The organism is Streptomyces sparsogenes (assembly GCF_001704635.1).
Lineage (GTDB): Bacteria > Actinomycetota > Actinomycetes > Streptomycetales > Streptomycetaceae > Streptomyces > Streptomyces sparsogenes.
The window spans coordinates 1-11178 of the sequence record NZ_MAXF01000026.1 but is presented as its reverse complement, the minus strand read 5'-3'; the positions used below and the strand labels follow the sequence as shown (position 1 = coordinate 11178).

Genomic DNA, 11178 nt, shown 5'->3' with positions numbered 1-11178 from the left:
GCCTTCCGCTGAACCACCACCCCGACCAACACCCCCGCCACCGCGACCCACACCCCGATCTCCGTACGAAGGACCGCGCCATGCCCACCGCCCACGTCCTCGACTCGACCATCCACTACCGGGAGTCCGGCACCGGCGTGCCGATCGTCTTCCTCCACGGCAACCCGACCTCGTCGTACCTGTGGCGGCACGTCATGCCCGCCGTCGGCCCCGGACGGCTGCTGGCCCCCGACCTGATCGGCATGGGGGAGTCGGGAAAGCCCGACATCGACTACACCTTCGCCGACCACGCCCGCTACCTGGACGCCTGGTTCGACGCGCTCGGCCTCCAGGACGTGATTCTGGTCGGGCACGACTGGGGCGGCGCCCTGGCCTTCGACTGGGCCGCGCGCCACCCGGACCGGGTGCGCGGCATCGCGTTCACCGAGACCATCGTCAAGCCGATGACCTGGGAGGAGTTCCCCGAGGGCGGCCGGGAGCTGTTCCGGGCGATCAAGACGGACGGCGTCGGAGAGGCGATGATGCTCGACGACAACCTGTTCATCGAGGGACTGCCCGACAGCGGCGTCATCCCGCTGGCCCCCGGCGACGCCGACGTCTACCGCAAGCCGTACCCGACCCGGGAGAGCAGGCTGCCGCTGCTGCGGTGGGCGCGCTCGATGCCGCTGGGCGGCGAGCCCGCCGACGTCGTGGCCAGGATCGAGGCGTACGACCGGTGGCTGAAGGCGAGCTCGGAGGTGCCCAAGCTGCTGCTCACCTTCGCGCCCGGGCCGGGGGTCATGATGCACCACGGCCTCATCGCGTGGTGCGCGGACAACATCGCGGGCCTGGAGATCGAGCACTCCGAGGCCGTCGCCGGACACCACACGCCGGAGGATCGGCCAGCGCTGATCGCCGCGGCGCTGTCGGCCTGGGCGGACCGACGCGGCCTCCGCGCCGTATGACCCGCTCCCGCACGAACCGGTGACGGCGCCCTGGGGGCGGTGACCCGGGGTGGTGCCCCGGGGGCGGTCGAGGGGCGGCGGAGGTGCCGTGATCACCGCCTCCACGTGGGGAGTCGGGACGGCCGAGCCGGGGAAGCCGTAGCGGATGGCTGCTCTTCTCGCCCTGGCTTCCGCGCTCTGCTACGGCCTCGTCGACTTCTTCGGCGGAATCCTGTCCCGCCGCGCCCACTTCACCGTCGTCACCTTCCTCGGCCAGATCGGCGGGCTCCTCCTGGCCCTCGTGGCCGCGCTCGTGGTGCCGGCCGAGGCCGTCCGGCCGGCGGACGTCCTGTGGGGAGCGCTGTCCGGCGTCGGGAGCGGCACGGCCATGCACTTCCTCAACCGGGGGCTGACCCGCGGCGCCATGAGCGTCGTGATCCCGCTGAGCGCGGTCACCGGGGTGGCGCTGTCCGTGCTGTGCGGGGTGTTCTTCCTCGGCGACCGCCCCACCGTCCTGGCCTGGCTCGGCATAGGCGTCACCGTGCCCGCCCTGTGGCTCGTCTCCGGCGGTGCCGCCCTCGGCCGCGGCGAGCCCGGGTCCCGGACGGTACGGTCCTCGGCGGACGGCCTGATCGCCAGCCTGGGGGTGGCCGTCCAGTACATCGGGCTCGCCCAGGCCGACCCCGCCAGCGGCCTGTGGCCGGTGGCCGCCGGGCGCCTCGCCGCCGTCGCCGCCCTCCTCCCCAGCGCCCTGCGCCACGCCCCGCGGTTCCGGCGGCAGCCGGCGAAGCTCCAGGTCCAGTCCCTCGCGACGGGCGCCGGGGCGGCGCTCGGGCTCATCCTCTACCTCGAGGCGGCCCACCGGCAGCTGCTCGCCATCGCCGTCGTCCTGGCCTCCCTCTACCCGGCCGTCCCCACCGTCCTGGGGCTGACGGCCCTGCACGAGAAGGTCACCCGGAAACAGGCGGTCGGCCTGGTGAGCGCGGCCGTGGCCATCGTCGCGCTGACCCTGGGCTGAGGCCGGGACCCGGCACACCCGACCCGAGGCCCCCGGGTCTCCCCGGCCGGCCCGCCATCCGATGTGCCGGTCACGCGTCCTGGCCGGCCGCGACCAGGCGCCACTGGCCGACCTCCTGGTAGTCCGAGTCGTAGATGGCCGAACCGTCGCCCGGCTTCATCGCGTAGTGGCGGAGGTTCCCGCCCCAGTACCGCAGGATGCGGCCCAGCTCACCCACGGGGTCCTCCGCCAGCCGGCCGTCATCCACATTGACCTCGAGCAGGAACTTCACCTTCGCCGCCTTTCGCGCACGGAAACCTCATCGGGCCGCGGCCGCCACCGGCCGGGCCCTCGGTATCAATTGTTTCATTCAATTGCTTATAGGGACTTTGGGAATCAAAACCGCTGCTCGGCCTTTTGAGATGCCCGAAAAGTCTCAACCGGAGGTGAGGGACTAGGGTGGACGGTCCCGGATGCGGAACGACGGGGGTGACATGGGGAAGCGGCTGCGCGTCATCGACCTCGCGCGGACGGCCGGAATCTCGGTCCAGCAAGTGCGCAACTACGTCGAGTCGGGAGTCCTCCCGCCGGTCGAGCGCACCCCCGGCGGCTACCGCGTCTTCACCGACGCCCACGCCGAAGCCCTCACCACGGCCAGGGCCCTGGCCGCCGGCCACGGCTGGCCCACCGCCCGCGCCATCATGCGCGCCGTGCACGACGGCGACCTGGAAACCGCCCTGGCCGCCCTCGACGCCGGCCACGCCCGGCTGGACCGCGAGCGCGCCGAACTGGCCGCCGTACACGAGGCCCTGAGCACCGTCCTGGCCAACCAGGCGATCCCCCCGCTCACCACCCACCGCCCGCTGCGCATCGGCCAGGTCGCCCGCGCCGTGGGCGTCCGGCCCCCCGTACTCCGGCTCTGGGAAGCCCGCGGCCTGCTGCGGCCGGACCGCGAGCCGGCCACCGGATACCGGCTCTACCCCCGCGCCGAGCTGCGGGCCGCGCATGTCGTCGCGCTCCTGCGGCAGGGCAACTACCTGCTGGAAACCATCAAAGCGGTCGTGGACGAACTGCGGCGGACCGGCAACCCCGAGCACGTGCTGCGCGAGCTGACCCGCCGGGGGCAGGACCTCCACCGCCGCAGCCTCCAGGGCGTGGGCGCCACCGCGGCGCTGCACACCTATCTGACGTACCTCGGCCACACCGCATGAGGCACCGCATCACGGCAACGCAAGACGGCAACGCAAGACGACGCCGCATGATGACACCGCATGAGACCGCCGTGTTCAGCCCAGCGGACGCGGCTGCGGCCAGTGCTGCTCGGCGGCCCAGTCCGCGAAAGAGGTCCAGGCGACGCCCGGGAAGTCGGCGCGCAGCGCCTCGATGTCCACGCCGTAGCCGGTCTCCGTCAGGAACGTGTACATCGCGCCCATGTCCCGGCTCGCCTGCCGGACCAGATCCAGGGGCACATGGCGGTACGCCACCGGGCCGCCGGCCGCCGCGGCGATCGCCGCGGCCATCTGCCGCGGCGTGGGCGCGTCGCCCGCGACCTCCACCCGCCGTCCCACCCACCGCTCGGGGTCGGCGATCACGGCGGCCACCACGGCACCCAGGTCGCGGCGGGCGACCTGCTGGAGCGGGGTGTCGCCGGGCACGGCGAGCGACAGCACGCCCTCGGCGATCTCCTGGAGCCCGCCCAGGGCGTTGTCGAAGAAGTACGTCGGCGCGACCACGGTCGCCGGCAGCCCCGCCCGCGCCAGCACCTCCTCGATCCGCGCCTTGCTCTCGAAGTGCGGGACGCCGGTGGAGCGGTCCGCCGAGGCCACCGAGGCCAGCACCAGATGCGGCAGCGCGGCCCGCCCGGCGGCCTCGACGATCGCCTGCCCCTGCCGCACCTCCGCGTCCGTCCCCGACTCGAACGGCGTGGTCACGGCGAAGGCCGCCGACGCCCCGTCGAAGGCCGCCGTCAGCGACGCGATGTCGAACAGATCACCGGCGACCAGCTCCACCCCCTGCCCGGCGAGCCGGCGGGCCCGCGGCTCCGCGGGATCACGGACCACGGCCCGGACGCCCTGCCCCGCCGACAGCAACGCCTGGGCCACCGCGCCGCCCTGGCCTCCGGTGGCTCCCAGCACTGTGATCATCTGCGTACTCCTAGAACTGCCGAGGCCGACGACCTCGGAAACGATGGGCGCGTGCGTGCCCGTGCGCCTTCGTTGTACACGATCAAGGCGCTGCCGACCGGTGAGCCCGGGCCTGTCGGCTCCGCCGCCTTGATCTCAACCTCACTTCAAGTTCTACGGTGCTCGCATCCGAAGATCACGCACCCGACGATCACCCACAGGGAGCACCGCAATGACGTCCCCGCACACCCCCGACGCCGAGCTCGCCGCCCAGCCGGCCGCGTACTGGACCGGGGTGGCCTACGAGGCCCTCATCGCCTTCACCCGGGCCCAGCAGGCCGAACTCGGCTTCACCCAGCCCCAGTACTGGCTGCTGCGCAATCTCTCCAAGAACGACATCTCGCCCGACGGCCACGGCATGACCCTCCCCGAACTCCGGCAGGCCATGAGCGGCTACCTCAGGCCCGAGGACGACCTGGCGGCCGAGGCGGAAGTCCTCCTGGAGCGGGGCTGGCTCACCCGCGACGACGAGGGACGCCTGTGGATCACCGAGCCCGGCGACGAGGCCCGCGCCCGCCTCAAGCAGCACGCCCCGGCGATCCGCGCCCGCATCCACCAGGGCATCGACGACGCCGACTACGTCACCGCGCTCAAGGTCCTCCAGCAGATGATCCGCAACACCGGCGGGGCCGTGGCCTAGCGAGCGGCGGCCCGGTGAATGGGGTGCCGAACCACCGCCGGGAGACCGACGGTGGTCGGCACACCCATGGTCCGGGGCACGCCGGGCCTCATAGCCTCCCGGGCATCCTCGCTCGCCCTCGGAGGCACACTGATGCGTCTTGCTTCTCGCTCCCCCTCACGTATCCGGCGGCGGAGTGTCCCGACAGCCCTCGCCCTGGCCGCTCTCCTGCTCACCCCCGCCGCGGCCACGGCCGCACCGGGAAACCCGGGCGGTGACCGCGGCCACTGCGCGCACTCGGCGGCGGTACGCGTACCGGGGGCCGAGCTTCAGCGGTCCGCCTGCCTGGACGAGCTGACCACGGCGGGCACGGTCGCCTCGGGACACACCGACCCGGCCGACTGGGCCGGGCTGACGCCGAAGGGGCTGGCCGTCCCGAGCGGGGTCCCCGGCATCCAGATCGACGGCTACTTCCCGGACACCTCCACCACCAACACCAACCACGGCTGGAAGCACGACGCCCAGTTCGTCATTCGCCTGCCCGACCGATGGAACGGCGGTCTGGTGGTCGCCGGCACCCCCGGCAACCGTGAGCAGTACGCCAACGACCGGGCCATCGCCGACTGGGTGCTCTCCCGCGGTTACGCCTACGCCGCCACCGACAAGGGCAACACGGGCCCCGCCTTCTACCGGGACGGGAAGGCACCGGGGGACGCCATCGCCGAGTGGAACGACCGCCTCACCCAGCTCACCCGCGCCGCCCGTGCCACGGCCACCCAGCGCTACCACCGCCCGCCGTCCCGCACCCTGGTGACGGGCCTGTCCAACGGCGGCTACCTGGTGCGCTGGCAGTTGGAGAACCACCCCGAACTCTACGACGGGGGAGTGGACTGGGAGGGCACCCTGTGGCGCTCCGACGGGCCCACCCTGCTGCACTTCCTGCCCAAGGCGCTGCGCCACTATCCCGTGTACGCCGCCGGGGGCGGGGACGCCCGGCAGGCACGTGAAGCGCTGCACGCCGCGGGCTTCCCGGCCGGGTCGGAGTTCCTCTGGCCGTACCACTACCAGGTCTACTGGGACCTGACGCAGCGCGTCTACCGCGAGGAACTCGACCCCGGCTTCGACGGGACGGCCGAGGCGGGCACCCCGTACTGCCCGACGGGGACGCCGGCCTGCGACGCCGACTACGACTACGCGGCGCGCCGGGACCGGGTCGGACCGGCCGTGGAGAAGATCGCGCTCACCGGACGGATCGGCAAGCCGCTGATCACCTTTCAGGGCACCCTGGACGTTCTGCTGCCGATCAGCCAGGACTCCGACGTCTACGCCCGCATGGTGCGCGAGGCCGGCCGCGGCCACCTGTTCCGCTCCTACCGCATCGAGGGCGGCACCCACACGGACTCCCTGGTCGACATGTTCCCCGACCGGCTCCGTCCCCTCACGCCATGCCACCGTACGGCGTTCACGGCCCTCGAGGGCTGGCTCGCCACGGGCCACCGGCCGCCCTCGTCCCGGACCGTCGCCCTACCCGCCGGCGCGGACCCGGGGACCCTGCTGAACACCTGCTCCCTGAGCACGTCCCCTTCCTGAGGGTGTCACCAGGGCACGGTCCCCGCGTCGTCGAAGAACTCGCCGGTCGGGCCGTCGTCGGGCAGGGTCGCGAGCCGGATGGTGACCGCCGCGCCCTGCTCCGGGGTGCGGACACCGTGGAAACCGTTGAGGTCGGTCGCGCAGTAGCCGGGGCAGGCGGCGTTGATCAGGATGTTCGTGTCGCGCAGCTCCTTGGCGTACTGGACCGTGACCGCGTTGAGGAAGGTCTTCGACGGTGAGTACGCGACGGCGATCGGGCCGATTTCGGTGCCGGGGGTGGTCTGCAGGGTGAGCGAGCCCACGCTGCTGGACATGTTCACGATCCGCGGCGACGCCGAGCGGCGCAGCAGCGGCAGCATCGCGTTGGTGACGCGGATGACGCCGATGACGTTGGTCTCCACGGCCGCCCGCACCGTCGCGGGGTCGACCGTGGTGGGCGCCTGTGGCGCGCCGCCGGTGATGCCGGCGTTGTTGACGAGCACGTCGAGCCGCCCGGCGCGGTCCTCGATCAGCTTGACGGCGGCGGCCACGCTCGCGTCGTCCGTCACGTCGAGCGGCACGCCGAACGCGTCGACGCCGTCCGCGCGCAGCTTCGCCACGGCGGCCTCGCGACGCTCCTCGCTCCGGGCGCCGACCCCGACGCCCCAGCCGAGGGCGCCGAGGCCGGCCGCGATCTCGTACCCGATGCCCTTGTTCGCGCCGGTCACCAGCGCGATCGTCTGTCGTTCACTCATACCGCCGATCCTGGCCGGGGCCGGCGGGACCTGGCCAACACCGATCGGGTGCGCATCGATACCCCACGGGTATCGATCCCGGCCGGGGCCGGATAGCATCGCGGCGTGGAGACGCGGGAGTTGCGGTACTTCGTCGCCGTCGCCGAGGAGCTGCACTTCGGGCGGGCGGCCCAGCGGCTCGGGATCGCGCAGCCCCCGCTGTCGCGGGCGATCAGCCGGCTCGAGCGGCGCCTCGGGGCCGTGCTGCTGGAGCGCACCAGCCGCGCGGTCACCCTGACCGAGGCCGGGGCGGTGCTCCTGCGGGAGGGCCGGGCGGCGCTGTACGCCGTGGAGGCCGCCGAGCGCCGCACCCGCCGCGCCGCGACCGGCCACCACGGCGTGGTCCTCGCCACGAAGGCCGGCGCCTCCGGCGAGTTGCTGGCGAAACTGCTCGACGCCTACGCCGCCGAACCCGGCGCGGTCGGCGTCGATGTGCTCCTGTGCGGAATCGGTGAGCAGGAACGACTGCTGCGGGACGGCCGGGCCGATGTGGCCCTGCTGCACCTGCCGTTCGACGCGACGGCCGGGCTCGACACCGAGGAACTCCACACGGAGGGGCAGGTTCTGCTCCTCCCGGCCGGGCATCCCCTCGCCGGCCGCCCCCACGTACGGATGGCCGAAGTCGCCGACCTGCCCGGCCTGCCGCTGCCGCGCTGGCCCGGCCCCGACGGCACGTACCCGGACGGCCCCGGTCCGCAGGCCCGGGACACCGCGCAGCTCTACCAGCTGATCGCGCTCGGCCGCGCCTGCGTGATCATGCCCGAGTCCGGCGGAGTCCATCTGCGCGGCGACCTCGCCACCGTCCCCGTACTGGACGCGCCGCCCGTCACGACGGTCATCGCCTGGCCACCGCACAGCCGGTCCAAGGCCGTCGCCGACCTCGTCCGGACCGCGACCGGTCTCTGACGGAAGCCGGGGGCCGAGGGCGCGCGGCAGGGGCGTGGGGACGCACTCGCCGGCGAGGCCGGGTCATGCGGTCGGGCTGTGGAAGTAGTGCCCCTTGTCGAGGTCGTCGATGAGCCCGGGGTGGGTCGGCCGCCAGTCCAGCAGCGCGCGGGTCAGCGTGCTGGAGGCCGGGGCGTCGGCTGCGAGGAAGTGGGTCAGCCAGCCGAAGTGCTCGGCCGCGTCCTCGGGGGAGACGGAGGCGACGGGGAGGCCGAGGTGGCGGCCGATGACTTCGGAGACGGATCGGATCGGCACGCCCTCCTCGGCGGTGGCGTGCAGCGCTGATCCGGCCGGGGCCTTCTCGAGCGCCAGGTGGATGAGGCTCGCCGCGTCGTACCGGTGCACGGCGGGCCAGCGGTTGGTCCCGTCGCCGAGGTAGCCGGAGACGCCCCTGGCGCGGGCGATGCCGATCAGTGCCGCGATGAGGCCGTTGTCCCCCTCGCCGTGCACCGTCGGCGCGAGGCGCACCACGGACGAGCGGACGTCGCGGGACGCGAGGGAGAGGGCGAGGTGTCCGGTGGCCAGCCGGGTCTGCGGCCCGGCGCCCAGTTCCGCCGCGGCCGGGTCGTCCGGCGCGCCGTCCTCCTCGGTGGCCACGCGCCCCTGTACGAGCCCGAGCGTCCCGGCGGCGATGACCAACGGCCGGCCGGTGCCCGCGAGCGCCTCGCCGAAGGTCTCGACGGCGCGTCGGTCCGCGTCGGCGGCGCCCTGGAAGTCCCCCGAGAAGGCGATGTCGTGCTTGAAGGCGAGATGGATGACGCCATCCGAGGCGGCGGCGGCGCCGCGCAGGCCGTCGAGGTCGTCGAGCGTGCCGCGGTGCACCTCGGCCCCGGCCGCGGTGAGCGCGGCCGCCGAGGCGTCCGAACGGGCGAGCCCGACGACCTGGTGGCCGGCGCCGAGGAGCCGGGGCACCACGGCGGAGCCGATCCAGCCGGAAGCGCCGGTGACGAAAACGCGCATGAGAAGACCTCCCGGTCATGAGACTGGTGCGAAGCGATGTCAGTGACTGACATCAGGAATGGCATGACCGTAGCACTCGATGTCAGTCACTGTCATCACGTCGCTGTCATCACGTAGGATCAGCGGCATGAGTCGATGGGAGCCCAACGCGCGCGGGCGGCTCGAACAGGCCGCGCTGGAGCTCTACACCGAGCGCGGGTACGAACAGACCACCGTGGCGGAGATCGCCAAGCGGGCGGGGCTCACGGAGCGCACGTTCTTCCGGCACTTCGCCGACAAAAGAGAGGTGCTGTTCGCGGGGGCGGCCTCCCTGGAGGAGCTCTTGGTGGCCACCGTCGCAGAGCTCCCGGAGTCCGCATCCCCGATCGACGCGGTGACCGCGGCCCTCGAAGCCGCCGCAGCCGCGTTCGGCGAGCGCCGCGCCCACGCCCGGAAGCGCCAGACCGTCATCACCGCGAACGCGGTGCTCAAGGAGCGCGAGCTGATCAAGCTCGCGTCACTGTCCGCGGCTCTCGCCGACACATTGCGCGGACGCGGCGTCGGGGAGCCGGCCGCGAGCCTGGCCGCCGAGGTGGGCGTCGCGGTTTTCAAGGTCGCGTTCGAGCGCTGGATCGAGGAGACCAACCAGCGGGACTTTTCACACCTCATCCGGGAATCGCTCGCCGAGCTGAAGGCCGTCACGGCGGGCACGTGACCGCCGGGCCCGGCCCGGTGTCGGATTTGCGGTGAGTATGGGACAGCGACACGCCGTGGCGTCGGCGTGTCGCTGTCCCGTACTCACCGCAAACCAGCGGCCGGCGGCATCAGCCGTTGACGAAGGTCAGGCTGGTCGCGTCGTAGCGGGTGCCCGCGATCCGCTCCGGCGGGGCGGCGGCCTCGATGGCGGCGAGGTCCTCGGGGGACAGCTCGATGGCCAGGGCGGCGAGGTTCTCCTCCAGGTACCGCTGCCGCCGGGTGCCGGGGATCGGGACCACGTCGTCGCCCCGGTGCTGCACCCAGGCCAGGGCGAGCTGGCCGGCGGTGACCCCCTTCTCCGCCGCCAGCTCGTTCAGCTTCGCGACGATCGCCAGGTTCCGTTCGAGGTTGCCGTCCGCGAACCGGGGCTGGGTGCGCCGCACATCGGTCTCCGCCAGACCCTCCACCGAGCTGTACCGGCCGGTCAGGAAGCCGCGCCCGAGCGGGGAGAACGGCACCAGGCCGATGCCCAGCTCGCGGCAGACCGGGACGATCTCCGCCTCCAGATCGCGGGTCCACAGCGACCACTCGCTCTGCAGCGCCGCGATCGGGTGGACGGCGTGCGCCCGTCGGATGGTTTCCGCGCCCGCCTCCGACAGCCCGAGGTGGCGGACCTTCCCGGCCCGCACCAGTTCGGCCATGGCGCCGACGGTCTCCTCGATCGGCACCTGCGGATCGACCCGGTGCTGGTAGTAGAGGTCGATGTGGTCGACTCCGAGCCGACGCAGCGACGCCTCGCACGCCTGCCGCACATAGGCGGCGTCGCCGCGGATCTCGGTGGGCTCGCCCAGCCGGTTGGCGAACCCGAACTTCGTGGCCAGCACCACCTCGTCGCGGCGCCCGGCGATGGCCCGGCCGATCAGCTCCTCGTTGTGCCCGGCACCGTAGAAGTCGGAGGTGTCCAGGAGCGTCACGCCGAGGTCCAGGGCGCGGCGCAGCGTCCCGATCGACTGCGCGTCATCCGCCGCGCCGTAGCCATGGCTCATGCCCATGCACCCAAGACCCTGCGCGGATACCGCCAGTTCACCGAGGTGCCGGGTGGGAACGGTGGTCATGCTGCTGCCTCCTGGGCTGGGGGAACTTTCCGTCCAGGACGCTAGGTGTTGGAGCGCGCTCCAAGTCAAACGGGCGGTGGTGTTCATTATCAAGTCGGACGGTCGGCCGTCAATCGCAGATCGGCTGCTCACCCTCCCGGGCGACGCGTTATCGCGTCACTGTGCCCCGGGCGCGATCCATGACGCGCCAAGCCCCCCTTGGGAGGCGCCGCGACAAACGCTCTTTCCCGGACGAAATGCATCAATGGAGGGTCAGTCCGGTTATCTGTTGATCTTTCCTCCGGGGCATCTCTGCGTACGGCATGTTCGCTACCGGAAGGGGGCCTGTTCGGATGGCCGACTGGAAGCAGATTCCTGGGGCGCTGGTACGGATCGCGGCGGGGTCGAGGACGAATGTG

The 11178-nt window shown here is 72.7% G+C and carries 12 protein-coding genes; 7 read left to right on the top strand and 5 right to left on the bottom strand.

Annotated features, from left to right (window positions below):
• The first annotated feature begins 80 nt into the window (after positions 1-80).
• Entirely contained in the window at positions 81-944 is an 864-nt protein-coding gene (locus tag BBH68_RS05205) for a haloalkane dehalogenase (protein WP_065959187.1), read from the top strand.
• A 145-nt stretch (positions 945-1089) separates the two neighbouring features.
• Positions 1090-1941 (top strand): GRP family sugar transporter, encoded by an 852-nt coding sequence (locus tag BBH68_RS05200; protein WP_065959186.1) that lies wholly within the window; start codon positions 1090-1092, stop codon positions 1939-1941.
• Between the two features lie 70 nt (positions 1942-2011).
• On the opposite strand, the gene BBH68_RS05195 is transcribed toward BBH68_RS05200, so the two are convergent.
• Positions 2012-2212: a hypothetical protein gene (locus tag BBH68_RS05195; RefSeq protein ID WP_065959184.1), complete on the bottom strand. Its 201-nt coding sequence runs from the start codon at positions 2210-2212 to the stop codon at positions 2012-2014.
• Positions 2213-2393: 181 nt separating this feature from the next.
• On the opposite strand from BBH68_RS05195, the gene BBH68_RS05190 reads away from it, so the two are divergent.
• Positions 2394-3131: a MerR family transcriptional regulator gene (locus tag BBH68_RS05190; protein ID WP_245737900.1), complete on the top strand. Its 738-nt coding sequence runs from the start codon at positions 2394-2396 to the stop codon at positions 3129-3131.
• A 75-nt stretch (positions 3132-3206) separates the two neighbouring features.
• Here the strand turns inward: BBH68_RS05190 and BBH68_RS05185 are convergent, their stop codons facing one another.
• Positions 3207-4064, bottom strand: coding sequence for an NmrA/HSCARG family protein (locus tag BBH68_RS05185; RefSeq protein WP_065959182.1), 858 nt, complete (start codon positions 4062-4064; stop codon positions 3207-3209).
• 211 nt (positions 4065-4275) lie between these two features.
• Between BBH68_RS05185 and BBH68_RS05180 the strand changes: the two genes are divergently transcribed.
• Together BBH68_RS05180 and BBH68_RS05175 are read left to right on the top strand one after the other, a co-directional pair.
• Positions 4276-4743 carry a MarR family winged helix-turn-helix transcriptional regulator gene (locus tag BBH68_RS05180; RefSeq protein ID WP_065959181.1) on the top strand — a complete coding sequence of 156 codons (468 nt, stop codon included), beginning with the start codon at positions 4276-4278 and terminating at the stop codon, positions 4741-4743.
• Positions 4744-4875: 132 nt separating this feature from the next.
• Positions 4876-6312, top strand: a complete 1437-nt coding sequence (locus BBH68_RS05175) for a tannase/feruloyl esterase family alpha/beta hydrolase (RefSeq protein ID WP_065959180.1) — start codon at positions 4876-4878, stop codon at positions 6310-6312.
• A 5-nt stretch (positions 6313-6317) separates the two neighbouring features.
• Here BBH68_RS05175 and BBH68_RS05170 read toward each other — a convergent pair whose 3' ends face one another.
• Positions 6318-7046: an SDR family oxidoreductase gene (locus BBH68_RS05170; RefSeq protein WP_065959179.1), complete on the bottom strand. Its 729-nt coding sequence runs from the start codon at positions 7044-7046 to the stop codon at positions 6318-6320.
• A gap of 105 nt (positions 7047-7151) precedes the next feature.
• On the opposite strand from BBH68_RS05170, the gene BBH68_RS05165 reads away from it, so the two are divergent.
• The gene (locus BBH68_RS05165; RefSeq protein WP_065959177.1) at positions 7152-7991 is read left to right on the top strand and encodes a LysR family transcriptional regulator; all 840 of its coding nucleotides are present in this window, start codon (positions 7152-7154) and stop codon (positions 7989-7991) included.
• Between the two features lie 63 nt (positions 7992-8054).
• Here the strand turns inward: BBH68_RS05165 and BBH68_RS05160 are convergent, their stop codons facing one another.
• Positions 8055-8990, bottom strand: a complete 936-nt coding sequence (locus BBH68_RS05160; protein ID WP_065959175.1) for an SDR family oxidoreductase — start codon at positions 8988-8990, stop codon at positions 8055-8057.
• A 127-nt stretch (positions 8991-9117) separates the two neighbouring features.
• On the opposite strand from BBH68_RS05160, the gene BBH68_RS05155 reads away from it, so the two are divergent.
• The gene (locus tag BBH68_RS05155; RefSeq protein ID WP_065959172.1) at positions 9118-9684 is read left to right on the top strand and encodes a TetR/AcrR family transcriptional regulator; all 567 of its coding nucleotides are present in this window, start codon (positions 9118-9120) and stop codon (positions 9682-9684) included.
• Positions 9685-9793: 109 nt separating this feature from the next.
• On the opposite strand, the gene BBH68_RS05150 is transcribed toward BBH68_RS05155, so the two are convergent.
• Complete coding sequence (locus BBH68_RS05150) at positions 9794-10780, bottom strand: aldo/keto reductase (RefSeq protein WP_065959170.1); 987 nt, start codon at positions 10778-10780, stop codon at positions 9794-9796.
• Positions 10781-11178 lie beyond the last annotated feature (398 nt).

Coding starts and splice junctions, on each gene's coding strand:
- BBH68_RS05200 (WP_065959186.1), top strand. CDS start 1,090: ATGGCTGCTCTTCTCGCCCTGGCTTCCGCGCTCTGCTACGGCCTCGTC.
- BBH68_RS05185 (WP_065959182.1), bottom strand. CDS start 4,064: ATGATCACAGTGCTGGGAGCCACCGGAGGCCAGGGCGGCGCGGTGGCC.
- BBH68_RS05150 (WP_065959170.1), bottom strand. CDS start 10,780: ATGACCACCGTTCCCACCCGGCACCTCGGTGAACTGGCGGTATCCGCG.
- BBH68_RS05155 (WP_065959172.1), top strand. CDS start 9,118: ATGAGTCGATGGGAGCCCAACGCGCGCGGGCGGCTCGAACAGGCCGCG.
- BBH68_RS05175 (WP_065959180.1), top strand. CDS start 4,876: ATGCGTCTTGCTTCTCGCTCCCCCTCACGTATCCGGCGGCGGAGTGTC.
- BBH68_RS05190 (WP_245737900.1), top strand. CDS start 2,394: ATGCGGAACGACGGGGGTGACATGGGGAAGCGGCTGCGCGTCATCGAC.
- BBH68_RS05160 (WP_065959175.1), bottom strand. CDS start 8,990: ATGCGCGTTTTCGTCACCGGCGCTTCCGGCTGGATCGGCTCCGCCGTG.
- BBH68_RS05205 (WP_065959187.1), top strand. CDS start 81: ATGCCCACCGCCCACGTCCTCGACTCGACCATCCACTACCGGGAGTCC.
- BBH68_RS05170 (WP_065959179.1), bottom strand. CDS start 7,046: ATGAGTGAACGACAGACGATCGCGCTGGTGACCGGCGCGAACAAGGGC.
- BBH68_RS05180 (WP_065959181.1), top strand. CDS start 4,276: ATGACGTCCCCGCACACCCCCGACGCCGAGCTCGCCGCCCAGCCGGCC.